Genomic DNA, 17,735 nt, shown 5'->3' with positions numbered 1-17,735 from the left:
GGAGCCCTGGCTTCGGACCGAGAATTCGTGGAAAAGGCCGGCTTCAGTGCCGGCCTTTTCCTCAGTTACTTACTTCTTTGCAACGTTACCGGCGTGGGACAGGCCCAGGTCAGCCAGGGTCTTGTCGACCACCTTGGCCGGCAGCGGAATGTAGCCGTCCTTCACCACGACCTGCTGGCCAGCCTGCGACAGCACCAGCTTGACGAACTCGGCTTCCAGCGGGGCCAGAGGCTTGTTCGGGGCCTTGTTGACGTAGACGTACAGGAAGCGCGACAGCGGGTAGGTACCGTTCAGGGCATTGGCTTCGTTGTCTTCGATGAACTCGCCGCCTTCCTTCTTGGCCAGACCTACGGTCTTGACGCTGGCAGTCTTGTAGCCGATGCCCGAGTAGCCGATGCCGTTCAACGAGGAGCTGATCGACTGCACGACCGACGCCGAGCCGGGCTGTTCGTTGACATTAGGCTTGAAGTCACCTTTGCACAGGGCCTCTTCCTTGAAGTAACCGTAGGTACCCGATACCGAGTTACGGCCGAACAGCTGAACTGGCTTGTTGGCCAGGTCGCCGGTCACGCCCAGGTCGCCCCAGGTCTTGACGTCGGCCTTGGCGCCGCACAGACGAGTGGAAGAGAAGATCGCGTCGACCTGAGCCATGGTCAGGCCCTTGATCGGGTTGTCTTTATGTACGAACACGGCCAGGGCGTCGACGGCGACCGGGATGGCGGTCGGCTTGTAGCCATACTTCTGCTCGAAGGCCTGCAGCTCGACGTCCTTCATCTTGCGGCTCATCGGGCCAAGGTTGGCGGTGCCTTCGGTCAGCGCGGGTGGCGCAGTGGAGGAGCCAGCAGCCTGGATCTGGATGTTGACGTTCGGATATTCCTTCTTGTAGGCCTCGGCCCACAGAGTCATGAGGTTCGCGAGGGTGTCGGAACCGACGCTGGAGAGGTTGCCCGAAACACCAGTGGTCTTGGTGTAGGTCGGGATCGCAGGGTCGACGGCGGCTACCGCGTTGGCGGTTGCAACGCCAGCGGCGGCAAAGGTGAGGGCCGCCATCAAACGCTTCAGTTTCATGCCTTGCTCCTAGCAGGAATATTGGGATGTTGGATGGATCGGGCCCAAGTATCTGCAGGCCGCATGAATACGATATGACTCCAATGTGACAATTGGATGAAAGGCCATCACTGGATACCCAGGATGGCCTTTCAAAATGTTGCAGGAGCGGTGGCTAGAGCGTTATCAGCGTTTTTTAGACAGCAAGTACAGCCCGACAACCAGACCGACGGCGCACAGGCCCGCTACGTAATAAGCAGGCGCCATCGGGCTGACCTTGAGCAGCGCGGTCACCACCATCGGCGTCAAGCCGCCGAAGATGGCGTAGGCCACGTTGTAGGAGAACGACAGGCCGCTGAAGCGCACCGCCGCCGGGAACGCCTTGACCATCACATAGGGCACCGCGCCGATCACGCCTACGCACAGGCCGGTGATGGCATACAGCGGGAACAGCAGTTGCGGGTGGGTCGGCAGGCTGTGGTAGAAGGTCCAGGATGTCACCAGCAGCAACAGGCTGCCGATCACGAAGACGCGGCCGGCACCAAAGCGGTCGGCCAGGCTCCCAGAGCCGATGCAGCCAAGGCTAAGCAGCACGATCGCCAGGCTATTGGCCTTGAGCGAGTCGGTGGGGCTGATGTGGTAGATGCTCTGCAACAACGCCGGTGTCATCAGGATGACCACTACGATGCCGGCAGAAAGCATCCAGGTCAGCAGCATCGACAGGATGATCGGCCCGCGGTGATCACGCAGCACGGCCCGCAGCGGCAGCTCTTCGGCAAGCGCCTTGCGCTGCTGCATCTCGGCGAATACCGGAGTTTCGTGCAGCCAGCGGCGCAGGTACACCGAGAACAGGCCGAACACGCCGCCAAGCAGGAACGGGATACGCCAGGCGTAGTCGGCGACTTCTTCAACGCTATAGACCGTGTTGATCAGTGTCGCCACCAGCGAGCCAAGCAGAATGCCAGCGGTCAGGCCGGCGGTCAGGGTGCCGCAGGCATAGCCGGTATTACGCGCTGGCACATGCTCGGACACGAACACCCAGGCGCCAGGCACTTCGCCCCCGATCGCCGCACCCTGGATCACGCGCATCAACAGCAACAGGATCGGTGCCCACATGCCGATCTGGGCATAGGTCGGCAGCAAACCCATGATCAGCGTTGGCAGGGCCATCATGAAGATGCTCAGGGTGAACATCTTCTTGCGCCCAAGCAGGTCGCCGAAGTGGGCCATGATGATGCCGCCCAGCGGCCGGGCCAGGTAGCCAGCGGCGAAAATGCCGAAGGTCTGCATCAGACGCAGCCACTCGGGCATGTCGGCCGGGAAGAACAGCTTGCCGACCACCGTGGCGAAAAACACGAAAATGATGAAGTCGTAGAACTCAAGGGCTCCGCCTAGCGCGGACAGTGAGAGGGTCTTGTAGTCACTGCGGGTCAGCGGCCGCGAGGGCTGCTCGATACTGCTCGGCACGGAGGTCATTGCTTGTTCTTCTCTTGTAGGGCATGCAGGCCGCTTGGCACGCGGCTTCTGGCGGTGACAGGCGAAGATAGCAAATTGCCGGGGCGTGCTGAAAGCGATACAAAATCCATACAGATATTCATGACTGCACGGTCGTCGCTGAGCGTTTGGCTATATATACTGCCCGTTCGTAGGAAAACGTTGCCGCCACGGTGGGATGTTGTGCGAAAACGCCGGTCTTTTAAGTCAGGCGGTTTCGCAGAATTTCCCTACGGCCGTCCAGCGAAACGAAATCGGCGTAGTATGTTTCAAGCTGAATCGTTTACTCGGCCTTTGCGCCACACCAACGAAAGCGTCACGGGTCAGAGGCCCCACCGCATGATTGAGCTCGAACAAGAAGATCCTATCCCGCAAGGCGACCTGGCCCTGCAAATCACTGCGTTGCCCCGCGAAACCAACGGTTTTGGCGACATCTTTGGCGGCTGGCTGGTCGCCCAGATGGACCTGGCAGGCACTGCCATGGCGAGCCGCGTCGCGGGCGGCCGGGTGGCAACAGTGGCCATTGACCGCATGGCCTTCCTGGTGCCTGTGGCCGTGGGCGCACAACTGTCGTTCTATACCCAGACGCTGGAAATCGGCCGCAGCTCGATCCAGATGATGGTCGAAGTGTGGAGCGACGACCCGCTGTCCAGCGAATGGCGCAAGGTGACTGAAGCGGTGTTCGTCTTCGTCGCCATCGATGGCAGCGGCCGCACCCGCTCGGTGCCTCGTCGCTAAGCCACGCGAGCGGTAAACTCATTGCAAGGCACCGGGTCCAAGGCCCACAGGCAATCAATGAGACGAGCGCAATGGCTACCTACCAGGTCGTAACCGAGCAACACGGCGAACTCAACTGCTGGCGTATCACCAGCGACCGTGCCGAACTACTGATCGCCCAGCAGGGTGCACAGATCCTCAGCTACCAGCACATTGGCGAGCCGCCGCTGCTGTGGCTGAGTGACCAGGCCATGTTCCGTCAGGGTAAGTCGGTGCGCGCAGGTGTGCCGGTGTGCTGGCCGTGGTTCGGCAACCTGCAGCGCAACCCCGAATCCGTTCAGGGCATGTACCGTGGCACGCAGGCTCCCGCCCATGGGTTGGCCCGCACATGTGACTGGCAACTGTTGGGCATCGAAGAGGCAGCCGGCGCGCTGCGCATCGAATTCGAACTGCCAAAGGCCCAGGGCGATCTGCCAGAGTGGCCGCATGATGTGGAGCTGAAGCTGCTGATCGTCATGGGTGATGCGCTTGAACTGACCCTCACCAGCCGTAACAGGGGCAATACCCCTGTCACCATCAGCCAGGCCCTGCACAGCTACTTTGCCGTCAGCGATGTGCGCCAGGCGCGCGTCGAGGGTGTCGACGGGCTGGGCTACATCGAGACCCTGGCTGACTGGGAACAGCGCCAGCAGCAGGGTGCGCTGACGTTCACCGGTGAGACCGATCGCATCTACCTGAATACGCCTGCACAACTGAGCATTGTCGACCCGCACTGGAACCGGCGCATTACCCTGACCAGCAGCGGTTCACGTTCAGCGGTGATCTGGAACCCATGGACCGACAGAGCCCAGGAATTGCCTGACATGGCCGATGATGGCTGGCAGCGAATGCTGTGCATCGAGACGGCGAATGTCTGGGACGATGTGGTGGAGTTGAAGCCTGGGGCGTTCCATTCGCTGCAAGTGGCAATTGGCAGCGAAGCGCTTTGATTCAACTGCCTGGGACCGCTGTGCGGTCCTTTCGCGACACAAGGCCGCTCCTACGGAGATCGCGCATACCTGCAGGAGCAGCCCCTTCACAGGTCAGCGTCCTCCACTACCCTCACCTTCCGGGCTTCCAGCGCATACGCCGCATCGGCCAGGTCGTTGCTGACCTTTTCCACCTTCAACGTCCCGCTGACCCACAACGGCGTGTAGATGTCATCGATCTTCAAGCCCTTCGGATAGCGCACCAGCACCAGCTGGTTGGGTGGCGGCGGCGGTACATGGATGCAGGCGCCCGGGTACGGCACCAGGAAGAACAGCGTGCTGTTGCCCTTGGCATCGCTTTCAAGCGGCACGGGGTAACCACCGAGACGAATTTCCTTGCCGTTCATGGCGGCCACGGTCTTGGTCGAGTACATCACCGCCGGCAGGCCCTTGCTTTGCTTCAAGCCGCCCTTGTCGGTGAAGGTACCCATCGCCTCCGGCGAGTTGTGGTCGATCTCGGGCATTTGCTCGAGGGCTTTCTGGTCCGACTTGGGCATCAGCTCGAGCCAGTCGGTTTCAGGCAGTTCGGCATGGGCCAGGGAGCTGGCCAGGAGCATGGGGATGAGGAATAACGCACGCATGAAGATGCTCGGCAACTCGGATGAATTGCCGGGCATTCTAACCAGTATTCAGCGTTTCTTGATGAATCCGTAGATCACCAGAAGGACGATGGCACCCACCAGCGCGCCGAAGAAGCCCGCTGCCTGCCCGGCCTGGTAAATACCCAGCGCCTGGCCGCCATACGTGGCGATCAAGGAGCCGGCAATACCCAGCAGGATGGTCATGATCCAGCCCATGCTGTCGTCGCCGGGCTTGATGAAGCGCGCCAGCAGACCAACGATGAGGCCGATGAAGATAGTTCCAATGATACCCATGGCAATCCCTCTGCAGTGAAGATGGAGCAAGCCAAAGCCTAGACAGCGCTTTGGCTTGTTGCCATTTCAGAGGGCGAACCGCTTGCAGAAGTTCGATCAGATGCCCGATCAGTTGCTGATCAGGGCCTCTACTTCGGCAATCTTGCGCTCGAGGGTGGCCATGTCCTGGCAACGCAAGGTGGCGTGGCCTACCTTGCGCCCGGCCTTGAAGGCCTTGCCATAGTGATGCAGGTGGCAGTCATCGATGGCGATGACCTTGTCCACTGCCGGCACTTCACCGATGAAGTTGAGCATGGCGCTCTCGCCAACCTTGGCAGTCGAACCCAGCGGCAGGCCGGCAACGGCGCGCAGGTGGTTTTCGAACTGGCTGCACTCGGCGCCTTCGATGGTCCAGTGCCCGGAGTTGTGCACACGCGGCGCTATCTCGTTGGCCTTGAGGCCACCGTCGACTTCAAAGAACTCGAAGGCCATCACACCCACATAGTCCAGCTGCTTGAGCACACGGCCGACATAATCTTCGGCCAGGCCCTGCAGAGGGTGCGCCTGGCTTGCCACGGACAGGCGCAGGATGCCGCTCTCGTGGGTGTTGTGCACCAACGGGTAGAAGCGGGTTTCGCCATCGCGTGCTCGCACGGCCACCAGGGATACTTCGCCGGTGAACGGCACGAAGCCTTCCAGCAGGCACGGCACGCTGCCCAGCTCGGCAAAGGTACCCACCACATCTTCAGGGGTGCGCAGAACCTTCTGGCCCTTGCCGTCGTAACCCAGGGTCCGGGTCTTGAGCACGGCCGGCAGGCCGATGCTGGCCACCGCCGCATCAAGGTCGGCCTGCGAGAGGATGTCGGCGAAGGCCGGGGTTGGAATGCCCAGGTCGCGGAACATGCTCTTCTCGAACAGGCGGTCGCGGGCGATACGCAGCGCTTCGGCGCTCGGGTACACCGGGACGAACTGCGAGAGGAAGGCGACGGTCTCGGCCGGGACGCTTTCGAACTCGAAGGTCACCAGGTCGACTTCGTCTGCCAGCTGGCGCAGGTGGTCCTGGTCGCCGTAGTCGGCACGCAGGTGCTCGCCAAGTGGCGCCGCGCAGGCGTCCGGCGCCGGGTCGAGGAAGGCGAAGTTCATGCCCAGCGGGGTGCCCGCCAGAGCCAGCATGCGGCCCAGCTGGCCGCCACCGATAACACCGATCTTCATGGGTTCAGCCTCAAGCCTGACGTGGGTCTGGATTGTCCAGCACAGTGTCGGTCTGCTCGGTGCGGAACTGCTTGAGCGCCGCGTGATACTGCGGGTATTTGGCACCGAGGATGCTCGCCGACAGCAGCGCGGCGTTGACCGCGCCGGCACGGCCGATGGCCAGGGTGGCAACCGGTACGCCGGCAGGCATCTGCACGATCGACAGCAGCGAGTCGACACCCGACAACATCGACGACTGTACCGGCACACCCAGCACCGGCAGGTGGGTCTTGGCGGCGCACATGCCAGGCAGGTGCGCAGCGCCACCAGCGCCGGCGATGATCACCTCGATGCCACGCCCTTCGGCTTCTTCAGCGTACTGGAACAGCAGATCCGGGGTGCGGTGGGCGGAAACCACCTTCACTTCGTAGGGAATGCCGAGTTTTTCCAGCATATCGGCGGTGTGGCTAAGGGTGGACCAATCGGACTTGGAGCCCATGATCACGCCAACCAGTGCACTCATCGTCGAGCCTCTCCTGCAAGCGCCTTCTGGCGCGCTAAAAGCAACAAGCCACGCAGGTGGACCGGCGTGGCTTGTCATACGGATTCTGAATCGACCGGGTCGGCCGAAGGCGCGGGATTGTAGCGTATTTCAAGTCGGCCCGCCCACCCCTACAAGCACATGTCGGATCAAAGGGCAAGCTGTCTCGTGGGACAACTTTTTCCCACTGCCGAAAGGCATTCCGGGTGGTGACGATTGCGCCCGCCAATTTCAATCTCCTTGGAGAATCGCCATGCCCAAGACCCTCACGTTCTTTTTCAGCCTCCTGCTGTCCCTGCAGCTGCCTTGCGCAGTAGCGGCCAAGTCGCTGGTTGTGACCGTTTACCTTCACGACGAACTGGCCAGCATCAGCGACGAGCAATTGCACAACGATTACTTTCAGCACTGGCTCGATGAGATGCGCAGTTTCACCTCCCACCCCACGGAACTGATCTTGCGACGCAACGTGCCCGGCATCACCGATATTGATTATCAAGGCGTGCCATCGAGTCAGATTCTTGAGGCGTTCACCCAAGGAGTGCTTGAACTGACCTCGAACCACCCCTTCTCGTTCATGAACAAGCACCTGCTGATGACGCGCAACAGCTATGACCACAGCGGGCTTAACTACAATGCGGGCCTGGCGTACTTCAAACAGAACACCGCCATCGCCTCATTGGCCGCTTACAGCAGCGCCGCCCATGAAATCGGCCATCTGCTTTCCGCCACGCATGAAGACGCCGAACTGAAGTTCAACGGATGGGTGTGCGAAACCTACACACACCCCCGAATTCCGGCCCGATCGAACTGCTACCGGTACAGCGACAAGAACCGGGCGAACATCGCCGACTACCTCAAGTACAACTCACACTGAGCCTTCACCTTGAGCACCAGCGGACTCGAGCTTGCGCCAGAGCAGGCGCACGTTGGCCTTGCGCACCAATGCACAGCGATACAAGCGGATTTCAAGTGGCACATGCCACTGGGCCCCTCCGCAGATGGCCAACTCGCCACGCTCCAGTTCGCCACGCATTGAAAGCCGGGGCACCCAGGCAACGCCCATGCCTTCCAACGCCATGCTCTTCAAACTGTCAGCCATGGCTGTTTCATAGACCGTGGTGTAACGCAAATTACGCTGGCGCAGCAGCAGGCTCACGGAGCGGCCAAGGAAGGCGCCGGCACTGTAAGCAAGCAACGGTACGCTGGCATCGCCCTCAAGGTCGAACATCGGCTTTCCATCGGCCCCCACGGCGCAGACGGGAAGCATTTCGGTGGTCCCCATGTGCAGCGACGGGAAAATTTCGGCGTCCATCTGCAGCGCCGCATCCGGGTCATAGAAAGCCAGCATCAAATCGCAGCCGCCTTCGCGCAAGGCATGCACAGCATCACCGACGTTGGTGGCTACCAGCCGTGTGGCGATGTTCAAACCATCGTTGCGCAGTTGTGCAACCCAGCGAGGGAAAAAGCCTGATGCCAGCGAGTGCGCCGCCGCCACCTGGATCACCTCGCCCTGGCCACCTTCAAGATGATGCAAATGGCGTAGAACTTCGCTCAACTGGTCGACAACTGTGCGCGCCGTAACCAGAAAAAGTTGACCAGCCGCCGTCAGCTCGATGGGCGTGCGGGAACGATTCACCAGCGTCAGGCCAAGCGCCGCCTCCAAGCTACGAATACGTCGGCTGAACGCCGGCTGGGTGACGAAACGGCGCTCCGCCGCCTGGGAAAAACTACGGGTGGCGGCCAGCGCACTGAAGTCTTCCAGCCATTTGCTTTCTAGGTTCACTAAGCGAATCTCCCGGCATGCACCAAAATGGAACACGCTCGAATGTCAATTGGCGTCACATCAAACACTATGCCGTTTGTGCATAGGTTAGCGTGCAACAGCATTGGCCGCAAAATCCCCTTAAGGCCTAGGATTGGCGCCATTCCGGCATGTGCCGGGTCAAAATCGAGATGATATCCATCATGTCCTCCGCTGCATCGTTCCGCGTCGAAAAAGATCTGCTTGGTACCCTTGAAGTCCCTGCCGATGCCTACTACGGCATCCAGACTCTGCGCGCTGCCAACAACTTCCATCTCTCCGGTGTTCCGCTGTCGCACTACCCGAAGCTGGTCGTGGCACTTGCCATGGTCAAGCAGGCCGCTGCCGACGCCAACCGCGAGCTGGGGCACCTGAGCGATGCCAAGCACGCCGCCATCAGCGAGGCCTGCGCCCGCCTGATCCGCGGTGACTTCCACGACCAGTTCGTTGTGGACATGATTCAAGGTGGCGCTGGTACTTCCACCAACATGAACGCCAACGAAGTCATCGCCAACGTCGCACTGGAGGCCATGGGCCACCAGAAGGGTGAGTACCAGTACCTGCACCCGAACAACGACGTGAACATGGCGCAGTCGACCAACGACGCTTACCCGACCGCCATCCGTCTGGGCCTGCTGCTGGGCCACGACGCGCTGCTGGCCAGCCTCGACAGCCTGATCCAGGCCTTCGCTGCCAAAGGTAAAGAGTTCGACCACGTACTGAAGATGGGCCGCACCCAACTGCAGGACGCCGTGCCGATGACCCTGGGCCAGGAATTCCGCGCCTTCGCCACCACCATGACCGAAGACCTGCAGCGCCTGCGCTCGCTGGCCCCGGAACTGCTGACCGAAATCAACCTGGGCGGTACCGCCATCGGCACCGGCATCAACGCCGACCCTGGCTACCAGGCCCTGGCCGTACAGCGCTTGGCGACCATCAGCGGCCAGCCGCTGGTACCGGCTGCCGACCTGATCGAAGCCACCTCCGACATGGGCGCCTTCGTGCTGTTCTCCGGCATGCTCAAGCGTACTGCGGTCAAGCTGTCGAAGATCTGCAACGACCTGCGCCTGCTGTCCAGCGGCCCACGCACCGGCATCAACGAGATCAACCTACCAGCGCGCCAGCCAGGCAGCTCGATCATGCCAGGCAAGGTCAACCCGGTCATCCCGGAAGCCGTCAACCAGGTTGCCTTCGCCATCATGGGCAACGACCTGGCCCTGACCGTCGCCGCCGAAGGTGGCCAGCTGCAGCTGAACGTGATGGAGCCGCTGATCGCCTACAAGATCTTCGACTCGATCCGCCTGCTCCAGCGTGCCATGGACATGCTGCGCGAGCACTGCATCGTCGGCATCACTGCCAACGAACAGCGCTGCCGTGAACTGGTCGAGCACTCGATCGGCCTGGTCACCGCCCTGAACCCCTACATCGGCTACGAAAACGCCACCCGTATCGCCCGCGTAGCCCTGGAAACCGGCCGTGGTGTGCTGGAACTGGTGCGCGAAGAACAGCTGCTGGACGAAGTGATGCTCAACGACATCCTGCGCCCGGAAAACATGATCGCTCCACGTCTGGTTCCGCTGAAGGCGTAACCCGGCTGCTGCAAACAGTCTCACCAGGTTTGAGGGACTAGACACCTCTCGACCTTTCAAGGGCCCGAGCGCACGCTCCGGGCCCTTTTTTTGTTCTTCACGCAATCCGGGAAAGACGCAAACAAGGACGCCGGATTGATGGGTGATATTCGTGCGAGCAAACCAAAGCCCCACCACCGCTTGGGATTGTGAAGCGATGACTGCGCCTGCCTAAGACAAGCGGAACAGCAGGTTCTTTCTCTTGGGGGTGAGAAATCTCTTTCCGGAAGCCCACCACCTTTTATATCTGAATGTCGTTTCGAATAAGGGCCTCAAATTAGCTTAGCGCCACTGCCCTTGTTTACCTGTCAAAACTATCATTTTTACCAGTTGCCGCAGCCATTGAGTGAAATTAGCATTCGGACTACCAACTCCTCAAAGAGACGTGTCATGAAAAACTATAAAATCACTCGCATCGTAAAGGCTCCTCGGACAGGCTTTGAAACTCATCCTTATGTTATTGAAGACCCCGCCAGTCCGCACTCCCCTGAACATCGCCTGGGCGACTATAGTTTAGGCAATGCTTCCAGCTACGAGGGGCTACTCGATAAAAACTTCATTTATGATCCCTCTGATACCACCCTGCTGATGGGCACCTGGAATAGCGGGGAAGCAAAAAGGCAAGGTGATACCTTCGTTCTGCCAGTCCTCGCCCATAAGCTTTTTCCTGGATCCGTAGTCGAATTAGGAGAAAAAATCAGAAAATTACGCATGGTGGTGATCGTGAAAAGCAACACCATTCCTGCAAATATTTATGACAGCAGCTACATGCTTTTGCCACTAGAGTTCTATATAAACCAGACTGACACCATCAATGAAATTTTAGCGCCAGTTATCAAATCATTGAGAGGGCAGGACGTTTTCCTGGAGCGGATAGCCAAGCTAAAATGGGATACGATTGATAGTCAAGCTGCAAAAATGAAAGCGGCAAAAGAAGAAAACGACCGTATTATGTGGATGCGGGGAAGTTCCATGCCAGACCACGGGATACCCTGGCCCATCAAGAACGCGGATCAAGGTCGCTCGCTGAATAGGTCAAAAACCTACGATGAAAACTCGATAGCAGATGATGAAGTTGTTGTTTGCACCCTCTACCGCAGCGGAAACGGAATGACGAGTTATGGAGGCGCCGGTAAATTCGACACAGCAAATTTCTGGACAGATACGTTGGCGGATATGTTGGCCGTCGTCATTTCGAGTGCCGTCTAAGCGCCAAGATGATTATCGTTGCTTTCCAGGTGAACCCGATCGCCGGCAAACCAAAGCGGATGACGCTTGGCCAGGCAATGCCGGGACGTCGCGCCAATGTAACCAAGCCTTTCTGGCTGCATCCTTAAGCCCCTCGGCGGGAGCCAAGTGCGTAGCGCAGTCACACTGGGCTCCTGGCCGGTGGCTTTAATGATCGCCACGGGCATTGTACCTTCCGCGAGTCAACGCCGATTGCGATAACGGCATGCAAATTGCTCATCTATTCATACCTGTCCCGGGAATAGCGAGCATGCTGCACAGCCACCTGACCACCCTCAACGCGGTTTCGCTGATCCTCAACCTGTTTCAGGAACAGGGGTGCGAGGCAACGGCGCTGCTGGCTGGCAGCGGTATAGGCCCGGCAGACCTTGGCCATGCCGATGCCCGCATCACCACCCAGCAAGAGCTGCAGGTATGCGCCAACGCCGTGGCACGGCGTGAAGACATTGGCCTGGAGCTGGGCAGACGCATGCATGTGTCGTGCTACGGCATGCTGGGTTACGCCCTGCTCTCCAGTGCCACTTTGGGTGACGCCTTGCGCCTTGCTTTGCAGTATCCGGCACTGCTGGGAACAGTCTTTCGCTTACGCCTGATAGACGATGGCCAGCGCATCTGGCTTAGCGCCGATGAATACCGCGACCTCCCGGCGCTGGCCGCTTTCAATGCCGAGTTCTGCCTGGTCTCGCTCAAAGTCATCTGTGACGACCTGCTGGGCCGCCCGCTGCCGCTGCTCGGCGCGCGTTTCGAACATGCTCGGCCCGACTATCACGCCCGCTATACCGATGCTTTCCCGTGCCCGCTCGGGTTCGACGCGCCGGACAACGCTTTTGCTTTCGAGCGGCGCTGGCTGGACGCCCCACTGCCCCTGGCCGACCCGATCACCCACAAAGCCATGAGCGAGCGCTGCCGGCGCCTGAACCTTGAATTCACCGGGCGCCAGGCCTGGCTGGGGCGGATACGCCAATTACTGCTGCAGCAACTGGACGCTGCCCCCGGCCTGGAAGGCTTGGCGCGGCAGATGAACTGCTCGTCTCGTACCTTGCGCCGGCACTTACAGGCGCTGGGCAGCAGTTATCAACAGCTGCTCGATGAGCTGCGATTCGAGCGAGCCAAGCAGCTGCTGGCCGAGGGGCAGATGCCGATCTACCGAATTGCCGAGCGCTTGGGGTTCAGTGAGACGGCAAGCTTCCGGCATGCCTTCCAGCGTTGGAGCGGTGTGGCGCCCAGCCATTTCCGAGGTTGATCAAGGCCGGCGAGCTTGGCCACATCGATCCCCTTTTGGCCGTTTGCGTCGTTCTCCCGCGCCCGGCAGCCCGTGAAAATGGGCCAACGCCAGTACTACCGGAGAACAACAATGCTGACGATCTATTCCGATGACCACCGCCTGCACCACGGCCGCTGCGAGCTGATCGACGGCAAGCTGATGCCCTGCTTCGAAATGCCTTCGCGTGCTGACCATGTGCTCGAGCAGGTGAAAAAGCGCAACCTCGGTGATGTCCAGGCCCCGACCGATTTTGGCCGTGCACCACTGCAGCGCATCCACAGCGCAGACTATCTCGACTTCTTCGAAGGTGCCTGGGCACGTTGGGCGGCGCTGGGTCAGGAGGGCGACTTGTTGCCCTTCACCTGGCCGGCACGCACCTTGCGCCAAGTCAAACCCACCGGCCTGCATGGCGAGTTGGGCTACTACAGTTTCGATGCCGGCGCGCCCATCACCGCAGGCACCTGGCAGGCCGCCTACAGCGCAGCACAGGTTGCCCTCACCGCCCAAGCTGCAATCGAGCAAGGCGCCCATGCGGCCTTCGCCCTGTGCCGCCCACCAGGGCATCACGCCGCCGCCGAGGTCATGGGAGGTTACTGCTACCTGAACAACGCCGCGATTGCTGCCCAGGCCTTCCTCGACCAAGGCAGGGCCAAGGTGGCTATCCTTGACGTCGATTACCACCATGGCAATGGCACCCAGGACATCTTCTACCAGCGCGATGACGTGTTCTTCGCCTCGATCCACGGCGACCCGCAAGACGAGTTCCCGTTCTTCCTGGGCTACGCGGACGAAACCGGCGCAGGCGCGGGCGAAGGCTGCAACATCAATTACCCGCTGCCTGCCGGCAGCGACTGGGCAGCCTGGAGCGCCGCGCTGGAAGACGCCTGCCGGCGCATCGCCGATTACGATGCCGACGTTTTGGTCATCTCTCTGGGCGTGGACACCTTCAAGGATGACCCTATCTCCCAGTTCAAGCTGGACAGCCCGGACTATCTGGAGATGGGCAAACGCATCGCCCAGCTCGGCAAGCCGACCTTGTTCGTGATGGAAGGCGGCTACGCAGTGGAAGAAATCGGTATCAACGCGGTCAATGTGCTGGAAGGCTTCCAGCTCGCCCAGCCAGGAGCCCGATAATGGCCCGACTCAAGCGCCTGCTCGCCCCACTCATAGCTGCCACCCTGTTCACCGGCGCCGTCCAGGCACAAGCCGAACAGCGCACCTTGCGCGTCTACAACTGGTTCGATTACATCACCCCGCAAACCTTGACCGGCTTCCAGAAGGACAGCGGCGTCAAGCTGGTCTACGACATCTTCGACACCAACGAAGCCCTGGAAGCGAAGCTGCTAACAGGCAACTCCGGCTACGACGTGGTAGTACCGTCCAACGTCTTTCTCGCCAAGCAGATCGAGGCGGGGGTGTTCCAGCCACTGGACCGCAGCAAGCTGCCGAACTGGCAACACCTGGACCCGGCACTGATGAAGCTCATCGAGGCCAACGACCCAGGCAACAAGTTCGCCGTGCCCTACATGTACGGCACGGTGCTGATCGGCTTCAACCCGGACAAGGTCAAGGCGGTACTGGGCGACAAGGCCCCCGTGGACAGCTGGGACCTGCTCTTCAAGGAAGAGAACATCGCCAAGCTCAAGCAGTGCGGCGTAGCGCTGCTCGACTCGCCATCAGAGATCCTGCCGCTGGCGTTGCAATACCTGGGGCTGGACCCCAACAGCAGCAAGCCGGATGACTACAAGCAAGCCGAGGCTCTGCTGCAGAAGATCCGCCCCTACATCACCTACTTCCACTCTTCCAAGTACATGGCGGATATCGCCAACGGTGACATCTGCGTTGCCGTTGGTTATTCCGGCAGCTTCTCCCAGGCAGCAAACCGCGCCCGGGATGCGAAAAACGGTGTGGTGGTGGACATGCGTTTGCCCAAGGAGGGCGCGCCGATCTGGTTCGACATGCTGGCGATTCCGAAGGGCGCTGCCAACCCGGAGGATGCGCATACGTTCATCAACTACCTGCTGCGCCCAGAGGTGATTGCGCCGATCAGCGACTTTGTCGGGTACCCGAACCCGAACAAGGATGCGACGGACCAGGTCAGCCCAGCGATCCGCAACAACCCCAACCTGTATCCAACGGCGGAGGCGATGGCCAAGCTGTATACGCTCAAGCCTTTGACGCGTGAGGCAGAGCGGGCGAGGACGCGGGCCTGGACCAGGATCAAGTCCGGGACTTGATACCGTCTTGCAACAGGACCGCGCGCTCCTGCAGAAGAGCGCGGTTCCTTGTTGAGCGGCCTTGTGTCGCGATGGCCTGCAAAGCAGGCCAGCAATCTCAATCCCGCTTCACAAGGCCCGGCAACTGCGCCACCAGCTTCTGGTTGTTGAACGGCGCGCGTATGAACCCACGCTGACGTCCATCCGGCCCGACAATCGCCAGGTTACCGCTGTGATCCACGGTATATCCGGGCTTGCTGGTATCCGCCGGAATGAACGGAATGCTCAAGGCATTGGCCAGCTTCTGGGTATCCTCGATCGACCCCACCACCCCGACGAAATCCTTGTCGAAATAACCCAGGTACTGCTTGAGCTGGTTCGGCGTGTCGCGGTTCGGATCGACACTCACCAGTACCACCTGCAGCCGGTCGACCGCTTCCTTGGGCAGCTCGCTCTTCACCTGGCGCAACTGGGCCAGGGTGGTGGGGCAGATATCCGGGCAATAGGTATAGCCAAAGAACAGCAGCGACCACTTGCCCTTGAGATCGTCGAGCTGCACCGGCTGGCCGTCCTGGTTGGTCATGGTCACGTCGGCAACTGTGCGGCTCTGCGGCAAGAGGATGATGCCGGCATCGATCAGCTCGGTGGGGTTTGGCTGGTCACTGCCATTTAGCACCTTGTTGACGGTCAGGCCCATGATCAACGCGACCAGGGCAACGAGGATGAAGACGGTTTTCTGGGTTCGGGTCATAGGTTCAGCAACAGGTAGTGGTCAACAAGCAACGCAATGAACAGCGCGAACAGGTAGCCGATAGAGTACTTGAAGGTGCCGATCGCCGCGTGCGGCCGGCTGCCACGGTACAACACCCAGGCCCATTGCAGGAAGCGCAGGCCAAGGGCGAGGGCGCAGGCCAGGTACAACGGGCCGCTCATGTGGATGGCGTAGGGCAGCAGGGTCACCGCCAGCAGTATCAGGGTATAGAGCAGGATGTGCAGCTTGGTGTAGCGCTCGCCGTGGGTTACCGGCAGCATCGGGATATCGGCCTTGGCATACTCCTCCTTGCGGTGAATGGCCAGGGCCCAGAAGTGCGGCGGCGTCCAGGCGAAGATGATCAGCACCAGCAACAAGGGCTCGGCACTGACTTGGCCACTTACTGCCACCCAGCCAAGCAGCGGCGGGGCCGCGCCTGCAAGGCCACCGATAACGATGTTCTGCGGCGTCGCACGCTTGAGAAAGCCGGTGTAGAGCACCGCATAGCCGAGCAGGGAGGCAAGCGTCAGCCAGGCGGCGAGGGCGTTGGTGAACACCAGCAACAGGGCCATGCCCAGCAGCGCCAGGGCGAGGGCGAACAGCAGCGCCGGCAGTGGCGCGACCCGCCCTTGGGCCAGCGGCCGCTTGTGGGTGCGGGCCATCAGCGCATCGATGCGCCGGTCCAGCACATGGTTGACCGCCGCAGCGCCCCCGGCGCACAGGGCAATCCCCAGGTTGCCGAACAACAGCACGCTCCAAGGTACCCCGGCACGGGTCGCCAGGAACATGCCCACCAGCGAGGTGATCAGCATCAGCACCACCACCTTGGGCTTGGTCAGCTCCAGATAGTCGCGCCAGCCTGCACGCTGCGCAGTTAGAAGCGTCGCCACGAGTCGTTCCTCAAGTGATGGGCCGCGCCCACGCCTGTCACCGGCGTCAGGCGCCAGCCCTGGCCCACGCGCACCTTGTCGACGACGCGGATACGGTAGTTGACCAGCACCATGCTCAGCAGCAACAGGGCGCCGCCTGCGTTATGCGCCACAGCCACCGCCAGAGGCAGGTGCAGCAGCACATTGCTGATGCCCAGGCCTACCTGCAGCGCCAGCACCAGCAGTACCAGGCGCCCCAACCCAGGCAAGCCACAGCGGTGCAGCTTCCAGCTGAGCATCAGCAGCACACCAGTGACCAGCAGCGCGCCCAGGCGGTGGCTGATGTGGATGGCCGTGCGCGCATCGCTGTCCAGTTGCCCGCCCAGGTAGTTGGGGCCGACGTGCTGGGTCAGGTGGAAACCGTTGCTGAAGTCCGCTGCCGGCCACCACTGGCCATGGCAGGTCGGCAAGTCTGTGCAGGCAACGGCCGCATAGTTGGAACTGACCCAGCCGCCCAAGGCAATCTGGCCGATCACCACCAGCAGCGCCAAGGCAGCAATCCGCCGCAAGCTCAGCGGTAATTTAGGCAACGGTGCAAAGGCCCGTGACAGGCGCAGCGCCAGCAGGAACAACAAGGCCAGGGTAGTGAAGCCACCCAGCAGGTGTGCGGTGACGACCTGCGGCCACAGCTTGAGGGTCACTGTCCACATGCCGAATGCCGCCTGGGCCAGTACAACGCCTAGCAACAGCACCGGCAGGCGGTAGGGCTGGCCGTCGCGCGAATGCCGGCGCACGGCCTGGAAGGCGAGCAAGGCAATCACCAAGGCGAGCGTGCCGGCAAAGTAACGATGGACCATCTCGGCCCAGCCCTTGGCGACCTCCACCGGGTGCTCGGGGAAGTGCAGCTCGGCATGGGCCAGCTGCGCGTCGGTTTTCGGCACGCTGATGAAGCCATAGCAGCCAGGCCAGTCTGGGCAGCCCAGGCCAGCATGGGTCAGACGGGTATACGCACCGAGCAGTACGACCAGCAGTGCCAGCAGGGTGGCGAACACAGCGAGGCGGAATCCGGGTCTGGCCATGGCAGGG

General features: G+C 61.0%; 18 protein-coding genes. 8 read left to right on the top strand and 10 right to left on the bottom strand.

Translation table 11 applies throughout. The features are described 5' to 3' along the window. Positions 1-69: 69 nt before the first annotated feature. Together ACMGF5_RS09510 and ACMGF5_RS09505 are read right to left on the bottom strand one after the other, a co-directional pair. On the bottom strand, positions 70-1,068 hold the full coding sequence (locus tag ACMGF5_RS09510) for a phosphate ABC transporter substrate-binding protein PstS (RefSeq protein WP_012312096.1): 999 nt from the start codon (positions 1,066-1,068) through the stop codon (positions 70-72). Positions 1,069-1,233: 165 nt separating this feature from the next. Beyond that, positions 1,234-2,523 carry an MFS transporter gene (locus ACMGF5_RS09505; protein ID WP_012312095.1) on the bottom strand — a complete coding sequence of 430 codons (1,290 nt, stop codon included), beginning with the start codon at positions 2,521-2,523 and terminating at the stop codon, positions 1,234-1,236. Positions 2,524-2,880: 357 nt separating this feature from the next. Between ACMGF5_RS09505 and ACMGF5_RS09500 the strand changes: the two genes are divergently transcribed. Continuing rightward, positions 2,881-3,279, top strand: coding sequence for an acyl-CoA thioesterase (locus ACMGF5_RS09500; protein ID WP_003253317.1), 399 nt, complete (start codon positions 2,881-2,883; stop codon positions 3,277-3,279). A gap of 71 nt (positions 3,280-3,350) precedes the next feature. Then, positions 3,351-4,247: a D-hexose-6-phosphate mutarotase gene (locus ACMGF5_RS09495; protein ID WP_414157748.1), complete on the top strand. Its 897-nt coding sequence runs from the start codon at positions 3,351-3,353 to the stop codon at positions 4,245-4,247. 86 nt (positions 4,248-4,333) lie between these two features. Here ACMGF5_RS09495 and ACMGF5_RS09490 read toward each other — a convergent pair whose 3' ends face one another. The 4 genes from ACMGF5_RS09490 to purE form a co-directional block, all read right to left on the bottom strand. Then, the gene (locus tag ACMGF5_RS09490; protein ID WP_196997276.1) at positions 4,334-4,867 is read right to left on the bottom strand and encodes a DUF3299 domain-containing protein; all 534 of its coding nucleotides are present in this window, start codon (positions 4,865-4,867) and stop codon (positions 4,334-4,336) included. A 48-nt stretch (positions 4,868-4,915) separates the two neighbouring features. Beyond that, complete coding sequence (locus ACMGF5_RS09485) at positions 4,916-5,161, bottom strand: GlsB/YeaQ/YmgE family stress response membrane protein (protein ID WP_046786839.1); 246 nt, start codon at positions 5,159-5,161, stop codon at positions 4,916-4,918. Between the two features lie 108 nt (positions 5,162-5,269). Continuing rightward, a complete protein-coding gene (locus ACMGF5_RS09480; RefSeq protein ID WP_046786838.1) occupies positions 5,270-6,352 on the bottom strand; it encodes a 5-(carboxyamino)imidazole ribonucleotide synthase in 1,083 nt (360 codons plus the stop codon). 10 nt (positions 6,353-6,362) lie between these two features. Further along, entirely contained in the window at positions 6,363-6,854 is a 492-nt protein-coding gene (gene purE, locus ACMGF5_RS09475) for a 5-(carboxyamino)imidazole ribonucleotide mutase (RefSeq protein WP_003253304.1), read from the bottom strand. Between the two features lie 271 nt (positions 6,855-7,125). On the opposite strand from purE, the gene ACMGF5_RS09470 reads away from it, so the two are divergent. After that, complete coding sequence (locus ACMGF5_RS09470) at positions 7,126-7,746, top strand: hypothetical protein (RefSeq protein ID WP_115273263.1); 621 nt, start codon at positions 7,126-7,128, stop codon at positions 7,744-7,746. Here the strand turns inward: ACMGF5_RS09470 and ACMGF5_RS09465 are convergent. Next, positions 7,738-8,655, bottom strand: coding sequence for a LysR substrate-binding domain-containing protein (locus ACMGF5_RS09465; protein WP_046786835.1), 918 nt, complete (start codon positions 8,653-8,655; stop codon positions 7,738-7,740). The two genes, ACMGF5_RS09470 and ACMGF5_RS09465, sit on opposite strands and share 9 nt — an antisense overlap. 182 nt (positions 8,656-8,837) lie before the next feature. Between ACMGF5_RS09465 and aspA the strand changes: the two genes are divergently transcribed. The 5 genes from aspA to ACMGF5_RS09440 all read left to right on the top strand — a co-directional run bounded on the left by aspA (position 8,838) and on the right by ACMGF5_RS09440 (position 15,050). Beyond that, complete coding sequence (gene aspA, locus ACMGF5_RS09460) at positions 8,838-10,262, top strand: aspartate ammonia-lyase (protein ID WP_042111854.1); 1,425 nt, start codon at positions 8,838-8,840, stop codon at positions 10,260-10,262. Between the two features lie 429 nt (positions 10,263-10,691). Next, positions 10,692-11,510: a hypothetical protein gene (locus tag ACMGF5_RS09455; protein ID WP_414157747.1), complete on the top strand. Its 819-nt coding sequence runs from the start codon at positions 10,692-10,694 to the stop codon at positions 11,508-11,510. A 289-nt stretch (positions 11,511-11,799) separates the two neighbouring features. Next, positions 11,800-12,792: an AraC family transcriptional regulator gene (locus tag ACMGF5_RS09450; RefSeq protein WP_115273261.1), complete on the top strand. Its 993-nt coding sequence runs from the start codon at positions 11,800-11,802 to the stop codon at positions 12,790-12,792. A gap of 111 nt (positions 12,793-12,903) precedes the next feature. Beyond that, complete coding sequence (locus tag ACMGF5_RS09445) at positions 12,904-13,947, top strand: histone deacetylase family protein (protein ID WP_046786833.1); 1,044 nt, start codon at positions 12,904-12,906, stop codon at positions 13,945-13,947. Beyond that, on the top strand, positions 13,947-15,050 hold the full coding sequence (locus ACMGF5_RS09440; protein ID WP_115273260.1) for a polyamine ABC transporter substrate-binding protein: 1,104 nt from the start codon (positions 13,947-13,949) through the stop codon (positions 15,048-15,050). The genes ACMGF5_RS09445 and ACMGF5_RS09440 overlap by 1 nt, the downstream gene beginning before the upstream one ends. Positions 15,051-15,147: 97 nt before the next feature. On the opposite strand, the gene ACMGF5_RS09435 is transcribed toward ACMGF5_RS09440, so the two are convergent. Genes ACMGF5_RS09435 through ACMGF5_RS09425 form a run of 3 tightly spaced genes read right to left on the bottom strand, consistent with a single transcriptional unit; the run spans position 15,148 to position 17,728 of the window. Next, positions 15,148-15,780 carry an SCO family protein gene (locus ACMGF5_RS09435; protein ID WP_115273259.1) on the bottom strand — a complete coding sequence of 211 codons (633 nt, stop codon included), beginning with the start codon at positions 15,778-15,780 and terminating at the stop codon, positions 15,148-15,150. Next, positions 15,777-16,670 (bottom strand): heme o synthase, encoded by an 894-nt coding sequence (cyoE, locus tag ACMGF5_RS09430; protein WP_115273258.1) that lies wholly within the window; start codon positions 16,668-16,670, stop codon positions 15,777-15,779. Before cyoE ends, ACMGF5_RS09435 begins: the two co-directional genes overlap by 4 nt. Then, positions 16,655-17,728, bottom strand: a complete 1,074-nt coding sequence (locus ACMGF5_RS09425; protein ID WP_115273257.1) for a COX15/CtaA family protein — start codon at positions 17,726-17,728, stop codon at positions 16,655-16,657. The genes cyoE and ACMGF5_RS09425 overlap by 16 nt, the downstream gene beginning before the upstream one ends. Positions 17,729-17,735: the final 7 nt, after the last annotated feature.

Origin of the sequence: Pseudomonas sp. BNK-15 (assembly GCF_047456105.1) — a bacterium.
In the GTDB taxonomy this organism is placed as follows: domain Bacteria; phylum Pseudomonadota; class Gammaproteobacteria; order Pseudomonadales; family Pseudomonadaceae; genus Aquipseudomonas; species Aquipseudomonas putida_E.
The sequence above is the reverse complement of the archived record's forward strand: the minus strand, read 5'-3'. Positions and strand labels throughout refer to the sequence as shown.